This window comes from Pseudomonas citri (genome assembly GCF_025336485.1).
In the GTDB taxonomy this organism is placed as follows: domain Bacteria; phylum Pseudomonadota; class Gammaproteobacteria; order Pseudomonadales; family Pseudomonadaceae; genus Aquipseudomonas; species Aquipseudomonas citri.
The window spans coordinates 1-18,607 of record NZ_JAODAB010000019.1 but is presented as its reverse complement, the minus strand read 5'-3'; the positions used below and the strand labels follow the sequence as shown (position 1 = coordinate 18,607).

The following is an 18,607-nucleotide window of genomic DNA, read 5'->3' as shown; positions in this document are numbered from 1 at the left end:
CGATGCCAGGCTCGTTGCCGTCTTTTTCCATGCCTGCCCGCCGTTATCCTGCCCCAACGGAGAGCTCCCCCATGACCGACTCACCTGATCGTGACGAACGCCACCTGGCGCGCATGCTGCGCAAGAAAGCCGTGATCGACGAGCGCATCGCCAATGCGCCGAACGAATGTGGCCTGCTGCTGGTACTGACCGGCAATGGCAAGGGCAAGAGCAGCTCGGCCTTCGGCATGCTTGCACGGGCCTTGGGGCACGGTATGCAATGCGGCGTGGTGCAGTTCATCAAGGGACGCAACAGCACCGGTGAAGAGCTGTTTTTCCGCCGCTTCCCCGAGCAGGTGCGTTTTCATGTCATGGGCGAAGGCTTCACCTGGGAAACCCAGGATCGCCAGCGCGACATCGCCGCCGCCGAAGCCGCGTGGGCGGTGTCACGCCAATTGCTCAGCGACCCGGCCATTGGCCTGGTGGTGCTCGATGAGCTGAACATCGCCCTCAAGCACGGTTACCTGGATCTGGACCAGGTGTTGAGCGACTTGCAGGCCCGTCCGCCGATGCAGCATGTGGTGGTAACCGGCCGCGCCGCCAAGCCGGAAATGATCGAGTTGGCCGACACCGTCACTGAAATGGGCATGATCAAGCACGCCTTCCAGGCCGGCATCAAGGCACAGAAAGGCGTGGAACTGTGAGCGATGCCGGCCAGACCTGCCGTCGCTGCCCGGCGGTGTTGATCGCCGCCCCGGCTTCGGGCCAAGGCAAGACCACCGTCACCGCCGCGTTGGCCCGCTTGCATCGCAACCAGGGGCGCAAGGTGCGCGTCTTCAAGTGTGGCCCGGACTTCCTTGACCCGATGATCCTGGAGCGGGCCAGCGGTGCGCCGGTCTATCAACTGGACATGTGGATGGTCGGTGAGCAGGAGAGCCGCCGGTTGTTGTGGGAAGCTGCCGCCGACGCGGACCTGATCCTGATCGAAGGGGTGATGGGGCTGTTCGACGGCACGCCCTCGAGCGCCGACCTGGCGCGGCATTTCGGCGTGCCGGTGCTCGCGGTGATCGACGGCACGGCCATGGCCCAGACGTTCGGTGCCCTGGCCTTGGGGCTGGCGCGTTATCAACCGGACCTGCCGTTCGCCGGGGTGTTGGCCAACCGGGTCGGCACCTTGCGTCATGCGCAACTGCTCGAAGGCAGCCTGACCGAAGGCCTGCGCTGGTACGGCGCGCTATCCCGGGAAACCGGGATCGAACTGCCCAGTCGCTACCTCGGCTTGGTCCAGGCCAGTGAGTTGAATGACCTGGACCTGCGCCTGGACGCCGCCGCCAATGCCCTGGCCGGCAGTTGCGAAGTAACCTTGCCGCCGGCAGTCGAATTCGACGCGCCCGAGGTGATCGCCCCGCAGCCCTGGCTCGACGGCGTGCGCATCGCCGTGGCCCGGGACGAAGCGTTTGCCTTCACCTACGGCGCGAGCCTCGACCTGCTGCGGGCCATGGGCGCGCAACTGCGCTTCTTTTCACCCATCCACGATACCGAACTGCCCGAGGCGGACAGCCTTTACCTGCCCGGCGGTTATCCGGAACTGCACCATGTCGCCCTGGCCCGGAACACGCCGATGCTGGCGGCGATTCGCGCTCACCATGCCGCCGGCAAGCCCTTGCTGGCCGAGTGCGGTGGCATGCTGTACCTGCTTGATTCATTGACCGACGTCGAGGGTACCCGCGCCGAACTGCTGGGCTTGCTCGCCGGCGAGGCGCAGATGCAAAAGCGCCTGGCCGCCCTGGCGCTGCAAGCGGTGGACCTGCCGGAAGGCACCTTGCGCGGACATACCTACCATCACTCCCTGACCAGCACCGAGCTTGAACCGATCGCCCGTGGGCATAGCCCCAACGGCGGACGTGGCGCGGAGGCGGTTTTCCGGCAGGGGCGGATGACGGCTTCCTATGTGCACTTTTATTTCCCGTCCAACCCACGGGCGATCGCTGCGCTGTTTGCGCCTGGTCCTGAGACCGCGATCGCGAGCAGGCCATGACAGACAGCGCTTTCTCCCAAGCCGAACGCGAAGCGATCTACCGCGCCATCGCCGAACGCCGCGACATGCGTCACTTCAGTGGCGGTACCGTCGAGCCGGCCTTGTTGCGTCGTCTGCTGGAAGCCGCGCACCAGGCCCCCAGTGTCGGCCTGATGCAACCGTGGCGGTTCATTCGCATCAGCGACCGCGCTTTGCGTGGGCAAATCCGCGCGCTGGTGGAGCAGGAGCGCATTCGCACCGCCGAGGCCCTGGGCGAGCGCAGCGATGAATTCATGCAGCTCAAGGTCGAAGGCATCAACGATTGCGCCGAAGTGCTGGTGGCGGCGTTGATGGACGACCGCGAGCGGCACATCTTCGGTCGCCGGACGTTGCCGGAAATGGACCTGGCCTCGCTGTCCTGTGCCATCCAGAACCTGTGGCTGGCCTCCCGCGCCGAAGGGCTGGGGATGGGCTGGGTGTCGCTGTTCGAGCCCCAGGCCCTGGCCGACTTGCTGGGCCTGCCCACAGGCGCCAAGCCGCTGGCGATCCTTTGCCTCGGCCCGGTCGAGGGTTTCTACCCGGCGCCGATGCTGGCCCTGGAAGGCTGGGCGCAACCGCGTCCGCTAAATGAACTGCTGTATGAAAACCATTGGGGAGTGAGTCCATGAGTGTGGCGTTGCTCAGTGCCGCCGCCGTGGCGCTGGATGCGCTGCTGGGTGAGCCCCGGCGCGGGCATCCGTTGGTGGCATTTGGCGGCTTCGCCGATCGCCTCGAACAACGTTTCAATGCTGGCGGAAGGGGTTGGCGTAGCCACGGGGTGACGGCGTGGATCGTCGCCGTGGTGCCGTTGACCTTGCTGGCGACGGCGCTGTCGTGGGTGCCGATGATTGGCTGGCTGGTGGAGATCCTCGCGTTGTACTGCGCCCTGGGTTTGCGCAGCCTTGGCGAGCATGTCGAACCGGTGGCGCGGGCGCTGCGCAGCGGTGATCTGGAGGCAGCGCGCCAGCGTGTCGGTTACCTGGTCAGCCGTGAAACCGCTGAACTGGATGAGACCGCCGTGGCCCGTGCGGCGACCGAGTCGGTGCTGGAAAACGGCAGCGACGCGGTGTTCGCCGCCTTGTTCTGGTTCGCCGTGGCGGGCGTGCCCGGGGTGGTGTTGTACCGCCTGAGCAACACCCTCGACGCCATGTGGGGTTATCGCAACGAACGCTTCGAACGCTTCGGCTGGGCCGCGGCGAAAATCGACGACGTGCTCAATTACATTCCGGCGCGCTTGGTGGCGTTGACCTACGCGCTGCTCGGCAAGACCCGCCTGGCGTTCAAGTGCTGGCGCAGCCAGGGGCCGACCTGGGACAGCCCCAACGCCGGCCCCGTCATGGCGGCCGGTGCCGGTGCGTTGGGCGTCGAGCTGGGTGGGGCGGCGGTTTATCACGGTGAATTGCACCAGCGTCCATCGCTGGGCGAGGGCGTACCGGCGAGTGCCGATTCCATTGATCGCGGCTGGCAATTGGTCCAGCGCGGGGTATGGTTGTGGTTGCTGATCCTTTGCCTGGGAGCTGAGTTCTATGCTTGAGCACGGTGGACGCCTGCGCCAGGCGGCCCGGCAATACGGCATTGCCGAAGCCGACTGGCTGGACCTTTCCAGCGGACTGGCGCCCTGGCCGTTCGACGTCCCGGCGATTCCCCTGCGCGCCTGGGCGCGTCTACCGGAAACCGATGACGGTTTGGAACAGGCTGCCTGTGAGTACTACGACGCCCCCCATGTGTTGCCGGTGGCCGGTTCGCAAATGGCTATCCAACTGCTGCCGCGCCTGCGCCGGGTCGGCAAGGTCGGCGTGTTGTCGCCGTGTTACGCCGAGCACGCCGAAGCCTGGCGGCGCAGCGGTTATATCGTGCGCGAGGTGCTGGAGTCGGAAGTGGATTTCTTCCTCGACAGCCTCGACGTGCTGGTGGTGGTCAACCCGAACAACCCGACGGGCCTGAGCCTGCCCCCCGAGCGCCTGCTGGACTGGCACGCCCGGCTGGCCCAGCGCGGAGGTTGGCTGGTGGTGGACGAAGCGTTCATGGACATCACCCCGCACTTGAGTCTGGCGGCGCACACTCATCTGGTCGGGTTGATCGTGCTGCGTTCGTTCGGCAAGTTCTTTGGTCTGGCCGGGGTGCGCCTGGGGTTTGTCCTGGCCGAGCGGCGCTTGCTCAAGTTGCTCGCCGAACAGGTCGGGCCGTGGGCCGTCAGCGGGCCGACCCGGGTGCTGGGCCAGGCGTGCCTGCTGGACACCGCCGCCCATGCCCGCCAGCGCCTACGCTGCGAGGAGGCCAGCCAGCGCCTGGCATCGCTGCTGACGCGCCACGGCTTCAAGCCCCATGGCGGCTGCGCCTTGTTCCAATGGCTGGTCACCGAACAGGCCCAGGCCCTTCACGATTTCATGGCCCAGCGCGGCATCCTCCTGCGCTTGTTTACCAACACCGGCAGCCTGCGCTTCGGACTGCCGGCCGACGACAGAGAGTTCCTGCGCCTGGAACAGGCTTTCGAGGCTTACGCCAAGGACCACCCATGACCACTGTGATGGTGCAGGGCACCACCTCCGATGCCGGCAAAAGTACCCTGGTCACGGCACTGTGCCGCTGGATCCGGCGCCAGGGCATCGATGTGGTGCCATTCAAGCCGCAGAACATGGCGCTCAACAGTGCGGTGACCGCCGACGGCGGCGAAATCGGTCGGGCCCAAGCGGTGCAGGCCCAGGCTGCCGGGCTAGAACCTCATACCGATATGAACCCGGTGCTGCTCAAGCCCAACAGCGACACCGGCGCCCAGGTGATCATCCATGGCCGCGCCGTCACCACCATGAACGCCGTGGCCTATCACGATTACAAAGCCATCGCCATGCAGGCGGTGCTGGCATCCCACGTCCGCCTGAGCGCCGCGTATCCGGTGGTGATGGTGGAGGGTGCCGGCTCGCCGGCCGAGATCAACCTGCGCGCCGGTGATATCGCCAACATGGGCTTTGCCGAAGCGGTGGACTGCCCGGTGCTGCTGATCGCCGACATCAATCGCGGCGGGGTGTTCGCCCATCTGGTGGGTACGCTGGAGTTGCTGTCGCCCAGCGAACAGGCGCGGGTCAAGGGCTTCATCATCAACCGTTTTCGCGGTGACATCGCCTTGTTGCAACCGGGCCTGGACTGGCTGGAAGCGCGTACCGGCAAACCGGTGATCGGCGTGTTGCCGTACGTGATGGACCTGCACCTGGAGGCCGAGGACGGCCTCGACCAACGCCAAACCGACAAGGCCGAACAGGTGCTCAAGGTGGTGGTGCCGGTGTTGCCGCGCATCAGCAATCACACCGATTTCGATCCGTTGCGGTTGCATCCGCAGGTCGACCTGCAATTCATCGGCCCCGGCCAGGCCGTTCCGCCCGCCGACCTGATCATCCTGCCCGGTTCGAAAAGCGTGCGCAGCGACCTGGCCTACCTGCGCGCCAACGGCTGGGAAACCGCGATCAATCGGCACCTGCGCTACGGCGGCAAGCTGCTGGGTATCTGCGGCGGTTTGCAAATGCTCGGCCAGCAGGTCCACGACCCGTTGGGGCTGGAAGGCGCGGCGGGTTCCAGTGCCGGGCTGGGCTTGCTGGACTTCGAAACGACCTTGGAACAAGAGAAGCAACTGCGCAATGTGCGCGGGCGACTGGCCCTGGAAGAGGCCCAGATCAATGGGTATGAGATTCATGCCGGTGTGACTTCAGGCCCGGCGTTGGAAAACCCGGCGGTGCGGCTGGACGATGGTCGTTGTGACGGCGCCCGCAGCCTCGACGGGCAGATTGTCGGCACCTATTTGCATGGCCTGTTCGAATCGTCGGCGGCCAGTGGCGCGTTGTTGCGTTGGGCCGGGTTGGAAAATGTGCAGGCGGTGGATTACCACGGCTTGCGCGAGCGGGACATCGAGCGGTTGGCGGATCTGGTGGAGCGGCATCTGGACACTGAGTTGTTGCGTGAGCTGTGTGGGATCTAGGCCGCCCGCCACACCGCCATTTGAAAGGTAGAACACCATGTTGCAACTGATCCTCGGCGGCGCCCGCTCCGGCAAGAGTCGCCTGGCGGAAAAACTCGCCACGGACACCCGAATGCCCGTGACCTACATCGCCACCAGCCAACCCCTCGACGGCGAGATGAACGCCCGCATCGCCCAACACCGCGCCCGTCGCCCGGCCCAGTGGGCGCTGGTGGAGGAGCCTGTGGCCTTGGCCCGCGTGCTGCGGGAAAACGCCGCCCCCGGGCACTGCCTGTTGGTCGATTGCCTGACCCTGTGGCTGACCAACCTGCTGATGCTCGACGATCCCGAGCAACTGAGCAGCGAACGCGAAGCTCTGCTGGACTGCCTCGCCACGCTGCCCGGGGAGATCATTTTCGTCAGCAACGAAACCGGCATGGGTGTCGTGCCGCTGGGCGAATTGACTCGCCGTTACGTCGATGAAGCCGGTTGGCTGCATCAAGCCTTGGCCGAACGTTGCCAGCGCGTCGTGCTGACCGTTGCCGGCCTGCCCCTGACTCTCAAAGGTACTGCGTTATGAATCATTGCTGGTGGCTGGACCCGTGCAAGCCCCTCGATACCCAGGCCCTGGAACAGGCCACGGCCCGTCAGCAACAATTGACCAAACCGGCCGGTTCCCTTGGCCAGTTGGAAAAAGTGGCGGTGCAACTGGCAGGCCTGCAAGGGCAGCTCAAGCCGAACCTGGATCAGGTGTGGATCGCGATTTTCGCCGGTGATCACGGTGTGGTGGCCGAGGGCGTTTCGGCCTATCCCCAGGAAGTGACCGGGCAAATGCTGCTCAACTTCGTCAGCGGCGGCGCGGCCATCAGCGTCCTGGCCCGGCAACTGGGCGCTTCGCTGGAAGTGGTCGACCTCGGCACCGTGACGCCGTCGCTGGACCTGCCCGGCGTGCGGCACCTGAACCTTGGGCCGGGCACGGCGAATTTCCTCCAGGGCCCGGCGATGTCCCAGGCCCAAGGCGAGCAAGCCTTGCAGGCTGGGCGCGACAGCGTGCTGCGCGCCATCGCAGCGGGGACGCACTTGTTCATCGGCGGCGAGATGGGCATCGGCAACACCACCGCTGCCAGCGCCCTGGCCTGTGCCTTGCTCGATTGCCCAGTGGCGCACTTGGTCGGGCCGGGCACCGGGTTGGACGCGGCGGGCGTCAGCCGCAAGGCCCAGGTGATCGAACGTGCCCTGGCGCTGCATGGCGGCCAAGGCAACGACCCGTTGCAAACCCTGTTCAACCTCGGCGGGTTCGAGATCGCCGCGTTGGTCGGCGCCTACCTGGCCTGTGCCCAGCAGGGTGTCGCGGTGCTGGTGGACGGTTTCATTTGCAGCGTCGCGGCCCTGGTGGCGGTGCGCCTCAATCCGGCGTGCCGACCATGGCTGCTGTTCGGCCATCGCGGCGCCGAACCGGGCCATCGCCATGTGCTGGAAAGCCTCGCCGCCGAGCCGCTGCTCGAGCTCGGCCTGCGCCTGGGCGAGGGCAGTGGCGCGGCGCTGGCGGTGCCACTGTTGCGCCTGGCCTGCGACCTGCACGGGCAGATGGCGACGTTCGCCGAAGCGGCCGTGGCGGATCGCCCGGCATGACCCTGCGCCTGGACCTGCTGCGTCACGGCGAGACCGAACTGGGCGGCGGCTTGCGCGGCAGCCTCGACGACGCCTTGACCGCCAGGGGCTGGGAACAGATGCACGCGGCGGTCGTGACGGGCGGGCCCTGGGATTGTCTGGTGAGTTCGCCGTTACAGCGTTGCGCCCGTTTCGCCGAGCAACTCGGCGCCCGGCTTGGCGTGCCGGTGCATCAGGACAAAGACCTGCAAGAGCTGCATTTCGGCGCCTGGGAAGGCCGCAGCGCGGCGGCGCTGATGGACAGCGACGCCGAGGCGTTGGGCCGCTTCTGGGCCGATCCCTACAGCTTCACGCCACCTGACGGCGAGCCGGTGCTGGCGTTCTCCAACCGCGTGCTAGCGGCGGTCGAACGTTTGCACGTCGCCTATGCCGGGCAGCGGGTCTTGCTGGTCAGCCACGGCGGCGTGATGCGTCTGCTGCTGGCCCGAGCCCGAGGTTTGCCACGCGAACAATTGCTCAACGTCGAAGTCGGCCATGGCGCGTTGTTTTCCCTGCGCGTGTCATCCGGTCCCGTGCTCGAAGAGGCCGTGTGAACATGTTGCCGTTCTGGATCGCCCTGCAATTTCTCAGCAGCCTGCCGGTGCGCTTGCCGGGCATGCCCGAGCCTGAGCAATTGGGGCGTTCGTTGCTGTTCTACCCGTTGGTGGGGTTGTTGTTCGGCGGCTTGCTGTGGCTGCTCAATGCATTGCTGACGGGCGCGCCGCCGCTGCTGCACGCCGCGCTGTTGCTGACGGCGTGGGTGCTGCTCAGCGGCGGCCTGCACCTCGATGGCCTGGCCGACAGCGCCGATGCCTGGCTCGGTGGTTTCGGCGATCGCGAACGCACATTGCGGATCATGAAGGACCCGCGTAGCGGGCCGATCGCGGTGATTACCCTGGTGCTGGTGCTGCTGCTCAAGTTCACCGCGTTGCTGGCGTTGATCGAGCAGGGGCAGGGCTTGATGTTGATTCTCGTGCCGGTGCTGGGGCGTGCCGCGTTGCTCGGCCTGTTCCTGACCACGCCTTATGTGCGTGCCGGCGGGTTGGGCCAGGCGCTTGCCGATCATCTGCCTCGGCGGGCGGGTTGGCGGGTGTTGCTGGTGTGTGCGCTGGCTGGCGTGCTGCTGACAGGCTGGACTGGCCTCTTTGCGCTGCTGGTTGCCTCGGCGGTGTTCGTTGGCTTGCGCCAGATGATGCTGCGCCGGCTCGGGGGCTGCACTGGGGATACCGCCGGAGCGTTGCTGGAATTGCTGGAGATGGCGGTTCTGGTGGGGGTGGTGTTGGTCTGATCAGCCCCCCAATCACTGTGCAAATCATCACCTGTCAACTCTGACAGTTTCGCCGGATTTGAAATAAGCGCTTACTTCGCTCACGTGCAGAACGACGGGAGGCGTCTGGCAGTGCCCGGAAGAAATCGGTCTGCTTTTCGAACTGAAGCGCCATGGGCGTCCATGGTGGCAAGGTGTGAATACGGAGAGCGAAAACATGGCTGGTTCAGATAAGAAAGCGCAGCTTACGTCCGATGAAAGCGTATCCGGCGGGCCAGCGCCGTTTGTGGTTCAGGACCCGGTGGTGGTGCCTGCTCCGCTACCGGGATTGCCAGTGGGGCTTATTCGCAGGTCAGACCTTGATACCGGTTTGACAACGACCATCACGACCTGGGCTAACCCGATACCGGACGGAATGACGGAATACTTTCGCTTGCAATATGCGCGGGCAGACAGCAACGAATGGACAACCTTTCAAGAGCACTCTGCCGTGGGGGGGGCTGCCTGGGTGCCGTTGCGATTCAATATTCCCAGCGTGTTCTTGCTGGACCCTGAGAATGAAGGCCCTTTCGACCTTCGCTATGAACATGAGAACTTTGTGGGGACCATGGATCATTCCGGGCGTGTTCTCATCCACATCGACAAGGTCCCCCCCAATGGTGCGATCCCTCCGGGGAAAATGATATTCGCCATAACGCCGCCGATCACCGATGCAACATTCGGTGCGAATGATTACTTGGAAGCGACCATTCCTCCTTGGACCGGCGACCAAAACGATGTGATGGTCGCGTTTGGCTGGATAAAGGGAGAACTGCCCGACGACCCCGCGGATATTGACTTGATCGGGCCGCAGCCCATTCCTTCTGCTGGCGGTACGGTCAGGATTACCAAAGACAAGTTTGTCGCTGCCGGCGATGGCCGTTGCTGCGGCGGTTATGTGCTGATCGACAAGGCCGGCAACGTCAGCCAGTTGTCTTTGTATGAACTCATGTCGGTCGCGCTCGACCCCTTGCCCATTCCTCCACTCGATGCGCCTACTGCTGCGGATGCCACGGGCGGTGAGCTTGTTCGTTCAGACCTCGTCGATGGCAACGTGCTCGTCAATGTGCCTCATGTCACCCGCGGCAAGTCGACCGATACCGTTGTCGTCAAATGGGGCACCAAAGAGATAACGCCGGGCACCCCATTGGGCAGCAACCCACCGGGCGGAATCAACATTCCCGTCCCTTGGGCTACGCTCTGGACGGAATACGGCAGCGCTACGACGGGGGTGGTGGCCACACCGCTCTCCTATACCGTACTGCGTGGCGTAGAGCCTTTTGGCTCGAACGTCGCGACTGTCCCTTGCAATTTTTCCAGCCCGGGGCCGATAAACCCGGATCCGGAGCCTGGCAACGGCCTGCTGGAAGTGGTCACGGTCGTAGGGGCGTCGGATGTTGACAATGAACTGGTCGCTACTGACGAAGACCAGCCCATCTGGGGCAAGATCGAACTGGTTGCCCCCCTGGTTGACGGCGACTCTTATCAAGTCATGTGGAATGGCACCCCCAACGGGGCACCCTATGTGATCGATACTACCAACGACACAGCGGGGGATATCATCGAAATACCGCTCGATTGGGACGTCATCCGCGACGAGGGCCCCCACTCGGCGATGCCGGTGTGGTACGTGTTGACCAGCCCGGCCCACGTCAACCCACAGGAGCCCAAGGTCCGTACCTCAGTCAAGATCGACTTCCTGGTTCAGCAACTGCCAGAGGCCATTGCCCGGCACACCAATGTCAATGGCATCGTGACCTGTAATTCCTTGCGTTGGGATGCGGGGAATACGACCTACGGCATTGAGTACTTGATCCCGCCGAGTCGGTACTTGCAGGCCGGTGATGATGTCGAGGTGCAGTGGAAGGCCTACACGAACCATGCAAGCCCGGTGGAGGTGCCCGCTGCGGGTAAAACACACACCTTTACCAACATCAGCCAAGAGCAGGCCACGAACGGGATCGTCTGGCTCATCGAACCCTATGCCACTCATGTCTTGCCCACTTGGCTGAGCACGTCCCAGATAGGCAAAGGTGAAGTGAGCTACAAGATCACGGGCAAACCGTTTCGGGAAACGCCGACCAATACGCGAGTGGCGATGTCGCAAGGCGAAGGGACCTGCAACGTGCCGCCACCCCCTAATCCTTGACCTGTACTTATCCAGGCCATGCCGTACGGAAAAACGGGGGAAGCCACCTCCTTTTCCTGCGGTTGGCTTGGTCGGTTATGCAGGCAAATTCGGAAAAGTCCTACATACCGCTCTGACAACCCTCTGTAGCCTGCGCGGCCTTCTGTATCCAATCGTCACAGGGTGGCTGTATGTCTTCGGTTAAATCTTTCACGCTGCATCCGTTGTTCCGTGCTTTGAAGCTACTGTCCATCCCACCCTTGTTGCTGATTGCCGAGGTGGGGTACGCCAGGGTCTTGAACCCCGGTGAGGTTTTGTCCATCGACAGCGGCACCACTCCCGATAACTATGTGTTGAACGGTGCCTCGACATTGAATGCCGACGGTGCCACCACCCGTGATATCACCGTCAATAATTCAACCTTGAACCTCAACGCTACCCAGGTACAGGCAACGGGCGCCAACGGCGTTCACTTGAATGCCGGCCAGGCGAATATCGCCGGCAACAGCCTTATTGTCAGCGACCGGGTGGGGCTAGTGGTCAGCCGCGATGCGGCGGCGACTACAGGTTCCAGCGCGACGGTGAGTGACAGCACCATCATGGGGGGAACGACCGGAGTTTCAGTCAATGGCTTGAGCGAGCTGACACTGCTGCGCTCGACCGTCGTGGGCACCGGTGCTACCGCTGCCGGCATGCGCCTGTTCGGTGGCACTGTAACGGCCGTTGGCAGCCAAATCATCGGCAACGGAAATGGGCTGGAAATAGGTGGCGATACGCAGGGCGCCCCCGCCACACTGACCCTGGACAGCACGCACGTCGAGGGCCGCAACGGCTCGGCGATCGTGGTCGATACATTGGGCTTGGGGCCGACCACCGTCAATATCTCGGTGGTCAACGGCTCCACGTTGTCGGCCAGCAACGGCATCCTGATGGACGTTCGCCGTGGCGCCGAAGGCAATCTGCAGGTCAGTGGTAGCCACCTGGTCGGCGATATCGTCGCCGACGGCACCAGCACCGCCAATGTACTGCTGGAAAACGCAGCCACCCTGACAGGACGCCTGGAGAATGTCCGGGACCTGGGCATCAACAGCGATGCGCGTTGGGTCATGGTCGGTGACGGCGAGGTCGAGAACCTGACCATGAATGGCGGTGCCGTCCAGTTCGGCAACCCAGGCGAATTCTTCAAATTGAACGTCGGCACGTTGTCCGGTACTGGCGGCACGTTTTACATGCACACCGATTTCAAGACCGGCCAGGTCGACACCTTGACCGTGACCGGCACGGCCACCGGCGATCACACCATCGCCATCGATTCCAGTGGCTCGGAGCCGGTGGGGGCGGGGGCCATTCCGGTGGTTCATATCGGTGGCGGCGACGCGACGTTCAGCTTGGCCGGTGGTGAAGTGGACCTGGGGGCGTATTCGTATGACTTGATCAAACAGGGCAGTAACGACTGGTACCTCAATACCGCCACTCGCACGGTCAGCCCCGGAACTCGCTCGGTCATTGCCCTGTTCAATGCCGCGCCGACCGTCTGGTATGGCGAACTCAGTACCCTGCGCAGTCGCATGGGGGAAGTGCGCATGGACCCTGGCAAGGCCGGTGGCTGGATTCGCGCCTACGGTAACAAATTCAATGTCAGTGCCAATTCGGGCGTCGATTACAAGCAGGTCCAGCAGGGCTTGTCGTTCGGTGCGGATGCACCGCTGCCGATGGGTGATGGTCAATGGTTGGTGGGCGTGCTGGGTGGCTACAGCAAATCCGACCTGGACATGAGCCGGGGCACCAGCGCCACGATCGACAGCTACTACCTGGGTGCCTACACCACCTGGCTGGATGAGCAGAGTGGCTATTACTTCGACGGCGTGCTCAAGCTCAACCGTTTCCAGAACGAGTCCGACGTGCAACTGAGCGATGGCCGCAAAACCAAGGGTGAATACGACAGCCATGCCGTTGGTACCTCCCTGGAGTTCGGCCGTCATATCAAACTGGCGGACGATTACTTCGTCGAGCCGTTCACCCAGTTGTCCGGTGTGATTATCCAGGGCAAGGATTACGACCTGGACAACGGCCTCTCCGCCGAAGGCAGCCGCACGCACTCGCTGCTGGCCAAGGCGGGCGCGACCGCCGGGCGCAATTTCAACTGGGACGACAAGGTCGTGCAGCCCTACATTCGTGCCGCTTATGTGCATGAGTTCGCCAACAATAACGATGTGAAGGTCAACGACAACCGGTTTAACAACGACCTGTCGGGTTCTCGCGGGGAGTTGGGTGCCGGCATCGCCATGAGCGTGACCGACAAGGTCTCGATCCATGCCGATTTCGATTACAGCAATGGCAGCAAGATCGAACAACCGTGGGGTGCCAACGTGGGCGTGCGCTACCTCTGGTAGGGCCGGCCGAGCGGGCAAACATGCCGGATTCGATTCCGGCATGTTCCCTTTGCGGCATTCGAGTGTTCATCAGGATTTTGCCCACCGGCCATGGCCGAGGGTTGATATTCATCGATGGAGAACATGAAAAATGTCATCGACCCAATCCAATCTGCTCGACCCGACCATGACCGCCCCCTGGACACTGCCTGAACCACTGCCCGATGTTCCCGGCGGCGAACCCAACCTGCTGCACCGTACAGCCTGGAGCGATCCGGCCAACCCCTTGAGAGTCGAGTTCAAGCCCTGGCATGACAGCCCGCCAGTCGGGAGCTGGACCGAACGAGTCGATGTGTTCCTGGACGATGACGAGAACAATGTCATCGGGTTCCGGGAGTGGCCCTTGCCCATGGACCCGGACGATTACTTCGTCGAGATCGCTGCCGACAAGTTGCCCTCCGGCGAGCATGAGCTCAGCTTCATCATGACCAACTTCGCGGGCGTAGCGGCGCGGTCATTTCCGTTTACCGTCACCGTCGACAAAACGCCGCCGGTGCTCGCGACCGACAGCAAGTTGATTTTTCCTGCCGAAGTCCTCCCACCCAACAAACTCACTGCCCGCTACCTCGAACTGAACGGCGACGAGCTCAGGGCGGCGCTCCCGGCATACGTAGCCCCCCGACCATGGGACCGAATCACCTGGTATTGGGGGGCCACTCCCGGTACCCAGGACCAGGGAGGTGTGATCGAACTGGATGACCGCAACTATGCCGATCCGGTGGTTGTCACGATCCCGGGGGATTTGATCCGGAGCCGGGGCGATGGTTGGCGGTATGTGTGGTATCAGGCGCAGGATCGCGCGGGTAACCAGAGTCTGCGTTCCGAGCCGGTTGAGCTGGAGGTGGCGGCTACGCCGATTCCCCGTGATTTGCCTTGGCCCTCTGTGGAGGGCGCGCTTGGGACGGGAGAGCAGCAGACGTTGGATCCGTTGATACCCGTTAATGGTGTTGTTTTTGTGCAAGTGCCGGAAAGCGCCGTCATCTACCCGGATGAAAAGGTATGGGTGCAGTGGGGAGAGCCTGGCACCTTGGGTGCTACGCGAATTGAGCAGCCGGTCAGTTCAGGTTCACGTCGTTATCAGGTGGAGATGAGGTACCTGGCGGCTCACATTGGCAGGGTACTGCCGGTGTCTTATGGTGTGATTGACGCCAAGGGGCAAGAACATCCTTCTGTACAACGCAGACTGCAGGTGCAAACCCTGCCGAGCCAGCGACTGGAAACCGTCCAATGTGAAGGGCTTTCCGGCGGCAATTTGAGTTACAACGCAGTGCCTACAGAGGGCGCCCGGTTGACGCTGAAGAAATGGCCACTCATGACGACGGATCATTGGGTCTTGATCACGATGACCGGCGTCAACTCCTCAGGCCAGGACTCATCAATCGAAGCATTGAGAAGGCGTGCGGTGACTGAACAGGAAACTTATGCAGGCATTGGTTTTGGCACCGAGGTCAGGGTACTCAAGGCGTTTTTGAATACGCTGCGACGTAATGCGCCATTAACGGGTAAAGTCTATGTGAGTTTTGATGGTGGAAAAACGTGGCCGCCGTTGGCTGCGCCAAATTTTCCGTTGTTGCAATTGACCTTTATTGAGTGAGAGCGATATCAAGACCCGTTTTATCGATAAGGGGGAGGTAAATAATCACCGAGGATGCAATCCGATAAAATGCATTCTCGGTGGTTTGACGGTATGTTGTTTAAATGTGTCCGTAATTGTTCACTAAGTCCGAGCTCCAATGGTCAATTGAACAGCCCTTTGCTTGTTCTGTTTCTTCAACCGACTTAGAGTTCCCGCCTGTAAATTGGATGCCCGTAATGCTGCAGTGGGGGATGGAGGAACCCAACTGGCTGATGAGGCGGTTGAGGTTCTTCTAGCATCATTAGCTCCGTCAACCCCAGCAATATTCCCCCTGATATTGGATTCGACATGGGACACCGCACCATTATTCGTATTACCCTCCACTTCGCTCCAATAATCGATAATAGGTTCGCTGCGAGCGCTATGATTTGATTGAGTTGAAGAGCGCCTGCTAGGACTAGGAGCAGTGCCCGCAGAAGGTTCAGCTATAAAACTAGGGCTTCTGCTTCTCGAACTATTGCTACTGCTACTCGAAATACTCCCACTACGTGAACTGGAAGGAGGAACATTTGGTGTACGTTTGAAATAAGCTGCGCCACTTATTAGACCGCCGACTGCAATGAGCATACCGCCAACGGCCATCAGTGGAATACTGTCTGTTGCAGCGCCCACTGAGGTCAGTATCGCGCCTGCTGCTACTATCGCTAAACCGACAAGCGCTGATGTGGATCCCCCTGTTACAACAGCTACGGCTATCGCGCCAATCACCGCAACCGCTGCACCCACCCATGCGCCGATTTTCTCCCAGATAGACAACTTACTTTTGGGTTGTTCAATGGGGTCGATGTATCCCGGATTCTCTGGACGATTGCTATAGGCACCGTAGGCGGCCCTATGCCCGGTAGGATCGCAGAACGTAATCGGGTTCCCCAGGCAATACATATAGGGGTTGACCCCGCCCGAGCCGAACGGACTGAACGAATCCGGACTGTGGAAACGCATCAGGTTGGGGTTATACACGCGGTAACCGCGACCCAGCAGATACCAGTTATCGTCGTTTTCACACACCTCACTGTTGAACGCCAGCAGGCTGTGCAAAACGTCATCGCTGCTGCGAATACCGTAGGCGCTGTACGCGGTTGTGTGTACGTCCGATTGCACGCACTCGCCAATGACATTCGGGCTGGCGTCGGTCATCAGCAAGATGGCCTGGTCATGGTCATTGACTTGTTGTTGGCCCAGTGGTCGCTCGCCATGGAACAGGTATTGGGTGACGGCTCCATCATGCAATGTATGGCTGAGGTTGTAGTCCTGATAAAACCGTAGCGTTTCATGTCCATCGCCCTGGCGGACACCAACCAGATGGTCATGCCCATCATAGCGATAGCTCACCAGGTTTTGCCCTTGCGAATCCTTTACAGCCACCAGGCGGCCATGATTGTCGTAGACCAGGCGTCGATTGTGTTCGTCATTGAGCATGCACCCATCGGCGTCGTATTCGAACTCGAGGAGGCCGGGGTAGCCGCCGGCGGTATAGGTATGGGTGATCCGGTTCAGTTGAAAAGGATCATCGGGGTCATAGGTAAATACTGCGATGTCGCTGAGACCGCCATCGAACTGGGTCGTCACACGCAGAATATTATCCAGCTCATCGAACCTGAATAACTGGCTGACGATGCTGTTGCCATAAGCGTCCTTGGGCAGGAGGCTGCCCGTACACGTGTGATGGACGAGTCGGTTGCGTGAGTCGTATATGAATGCTTCATCGAGCAAACAGTTGCCGTCCAGAAGCACTTGCCGGCTCTTGAGTTGATTGTCGCCTTGCCAGGCTTGGGTAATGACTCGAGGGGGCTGATTATTGACAGTCAACGTCCGCTCGACCTCCCGGCCTTGCAGGTCATATTTGATATCGGCGGTTAATGTCGAGGTCGGACTACGAGTTGTCATGCGACACAACTGGCCCAATGTGTCGTAATTGAAATTGGCATTGAGTGCGCCTTGAACAACGGTTTTGACACGTCCGAAATCGTCATAGGTATGAAAGGTTTCGAGGCCGTCAGTGTGACCTCGTCGAATCTGCCTCCCCCGGAGGGAAGCCAGGTAAGTGGTCTCCATCCGTGTGCCGTCGATGTCGGTCCAACTCTCGTATTCCAGCTCACCGGTATCGGTATAGCGATATTCCCGCTGGCCTTGATCGTTTTGCGCGCGGATGATCGCTCCGGTTTTGAGGTCATAGACATAAGTCGCCGATTCATCCCTGGAACTGGTAATCGCTAAAGGTTTCAGGGTCAGTTCGGGTTTGTATTCATAGTCGAAGACTTCATTGGCCGGGGTAATTCGTTGGCTGGGCTGCATCTGGCCCCCGGTGTATTTGAATGCTTCGATTCGCGGATTGAGCATCGAACCCACACGACGCTCGGTCATGCGCTGGAGACTGTCGAATGTCTGTTGGCCGACCGTGACGAGTGGCTTGGCGCTGGGTTTCACACTCATGCTGGTGGTCTGTTCGCCGAAGCTGTGCTCGGCGAACGTCCGGCTAACGACGGTGTTATCGGGCATGGTAGTGGCTTCCATGCGACCCCATGCATCGTAGGCGAAGAGCGTCTTGCGCTCTTGCTCGTCATACAATTCAATCTGGCGTACACAGTTGCTCTTGCCGTCATAGGTGTATTCGACCGCACCGACGATAGGCAGTCCCGTCGTTCCAAGCAGATGGTGCAAATGTTCCTCTACCGGACGTTCAGGCTGTTGACGACACAAATCGATCAAGGGCTGCGCGTCCAATCGCTCGAAGCGGTCAAGCTTGTCGAAATCGTTGTACTGGCTGGCAGTCAGGCCGCTGATGATCGTTGTCGTTTCGGTTTCCGGCGTTTCCAACCATCGGTGCTCGATGGGGCCATTGCGCCCGAAAGGCGACCATAGGTAACGACTCACAACGCCATCGGCCATGGTCACGCGGTGGGCGACACCCCAGGCATCGTATTCGAAGCCCTGGTGCAAGGGCATGGGCTTATCCTCCAGCCAGTCATAGCGGACTTCTTCGATCAGGTTGTCCAACTTGTCGTAGCTGGCGGCGTAGATCTGGCGTGGCGCTTTGGCGTTCTCGATCCGTTCCTGATAAATCAATCGTCCCAGGCCATCGAAGCGTGTATGGGTGGTGACACCACTGACGTCAGTCATGCTTTGTGACGCCTTTTGCCCATCTACGCTGGTCAATGTATAGGTAAAGATGCGTTCTGCTTTAACGTCGGGCGATGATGGCGAGACGATTTCCTTGATCACCCGACCCAGGGCATCGAACTGGCGAAGCAACTGCACACCATCGACATCGCTGGATAGCACCATTTCACCGGTGATCAACGAGTTTTGTTGGGACATCGTTTTTTCAATGCTGTCAAAACCCGTAAACAGCTCGCGGGTTTCCAACACGGTTTCCCCAGCCAGCACGCTCGGCAGCTTGTCGTACTCGTACAGGATCGTACTGGTGGTGCCATTGAGGGTGGTTTGCTGGCTCGCCAGCCGGCCGTGCAAAAA

At 61.5% G+C, this 18,607-nt stretch carries 14 protein-coding genes; 13 read left to right on the top strand and 1 reads right to left on the bottom strand.

The window, feature by feature from the left end; genetic code table 11:
- Positions 1-71 precede the first annotated feature (71 nt).
- The 13 genes from cobO (at position 72) to N4Q37_RS19385 (ending at position 15,091) form a co-directional block, all read left to right on the top strand.
- Entirely contained in the window at positions 72-683 is a 612-nt protein-coding gene (gene cobO / locus N4Q37_RS19445) for a cob(I)yrinic acid a,c-diamide adenosyltransferase (RefSeq protein WP_260961174.1), read from the top strand.
- A complete protein-coding gene (locus N4Q37_RS19440; RefSeq protein WP_260961172.1) occupies positions 680-2,017 on the top strand; it encodes a cobyrinate a,c-diamide synthase in 1,338 nt (445 codons plus the stop codon). Before cobO ends, N4Q37_RS19440 begins: the two co-directional genes overlap by 4 nt.
- On the top strand, positions 2,014-2,664 hold the full coding sequence (bluB, locus tag N4Q37_RS19435) for a 5,6-dimethylbenzimidazole synthase (protein ID WP_260961171.1): 651 nt from the start codon (positions 2,014-2,016) through the stop codon (positions 2,662-2,664). The genes N4Q37_RS19440 and bluB overlap by 4 nt, the downstream gene beginning before the upstream one ends.
- The gene (cbiB, locus tag N4Q37_RS19430) at positions 2,661-3,569 is read left to right on the top strand and encodes an adenosylcobinamide-phosphate synthase CbiB (protein ID WP_260961170.1); all 909 of its coding nucleotides are present in this window, start codon (positions 2,661-2,663) and stop codon (positions 3,567-3,569) included. Before bluB ends, cbiB begins: the two co-directional genes overlap by 4 nt.
- Positions 3,562-4,554, top strand: coding sequence for a threonine-phosphate decarboxylase CobD (gene cobD, locus N4Q37_RS19425; RefSeq protein ID WP_260961169.1), 993 nt, complete (start codon positions 3,562-3,564; stop codon positions 4,552-4,554). The genes cbiB and cobD overlap by 8 nt, the downstream gene beginning before the upstream one ends.
- The gene (locus tag N4Q37_RS19420) at positions 4,551-6,002 is read left to right on the top strand and encodes a cobyric acid synthase (protein ID WP_260961168.1); all 1,452 of its coding nucleotides are present in this window, start codon (positions 4,551-4,553) and stop codon (positions 6,000-6,002) included. The genes cobD and N4Q37_RS19420 overlap by 4 nt, the downstream gene beginning before the upstream one ends.
- A 37-nt stretch (positions 6,003-6,039) precedes the next feature.
- Positions 6,040-6,561: a bifunctional adenosylcobinamide kinase/adenosylcobinamide-phosphate guanylyltransferase gene (cobU, locus tag N4Q37_RS19415; protein ID WP_260961167.1), complete on the top strand. Its 522-nt coding sequence runs from the start codon at positions 6,040-6,042 to the stop codon at positions 6,559-6,561.
- Positions 6,558-7,613: a nicotinate-nucleotide--dimethylbenzimidazole phosphoribosyltransferase gene (gene cobT / locus N4Q37_RS19410; protein WP_260961166.1), complete on the top strand. Its 1,056-nt coding sequence runs from the start codon at positions 6,558-6,560 to the stop codon at positions 7,611-7,613. The genes cobU and cobT overlap by 4 nt, the downstream gene beginning before the upstream one ends.
- Positions 7,610-8,185, top strand: a complete 576-nt coding sequence (cobC, locus tag N4Q37_RS19405) for an alpha-ribazole phosphatase family protein (protein ID WP_260961165.1) — start codon at positions 7,610-7,612, stop codon at positions 8,183-8,185. The genes cobT and cobC overlap by 4 nt, the downstream gene beginning before the upstream one ends.
- Positions 8,186-8,187: 2 nt before the next feature.
- A complete protein-coding gene (locus N4Q37_RS19400; protein WP_260961260.1) occupies positions 8,188-8,919 on the top strand; it encodes an adenosylcobinamide-GDP ribazoletransferase in 732 nt (243 codons plus the stop codon).
- 196 nt (positions 8,920-9,115) lie between these two features.
- Entirely contained in the window at positions 9,116-11,086 is a 1,971-nt protein-coding gene (locus N4Q37_RS19395; protein WP_260961164.1) for a hypothetical protein, read from the top strand.
- Between the two features lie 170 nt (positions 11,087-11,256).
- Positions 11,257-13,458, top strand: a complete 2,202-nt coding sequence (locus N4Q37_RS19390; RefSeq protein ID WP_260961163.1) for an autotransporter outer membrane beta-barrel domain-containing protein — start codon at positions 11,257-11,259, stop codon at positions 13,456-13,458.
- 130 nt (positions 13,459-13,588) lie between these two features.
- Positions 13,589-15,091, top strand: coding sequence for a hypothetical protein (locus tag N4Q37_RS19385; protein WP_260961161.1), 1,503 nt, complete (start codon positions 13,589-13,591; stop codon positions 15,089-15,091).
- A 123-nt stretch (positions 15,092-15,214) separates the two neighbouring features.
- On the opposite strand, the gene N4Q37_RS19380 is transcribed toward N4Q37_RS19385, so the two are convergent.
- A partial coding sequence (locus N4Q37_RS19380; RefSeq protein WP_313958329.1) for an RHS repeat domain-containing protein occupies positions 15,215-18,607 on the bottom strand: 3,393 nt, incomplete at its 5' end.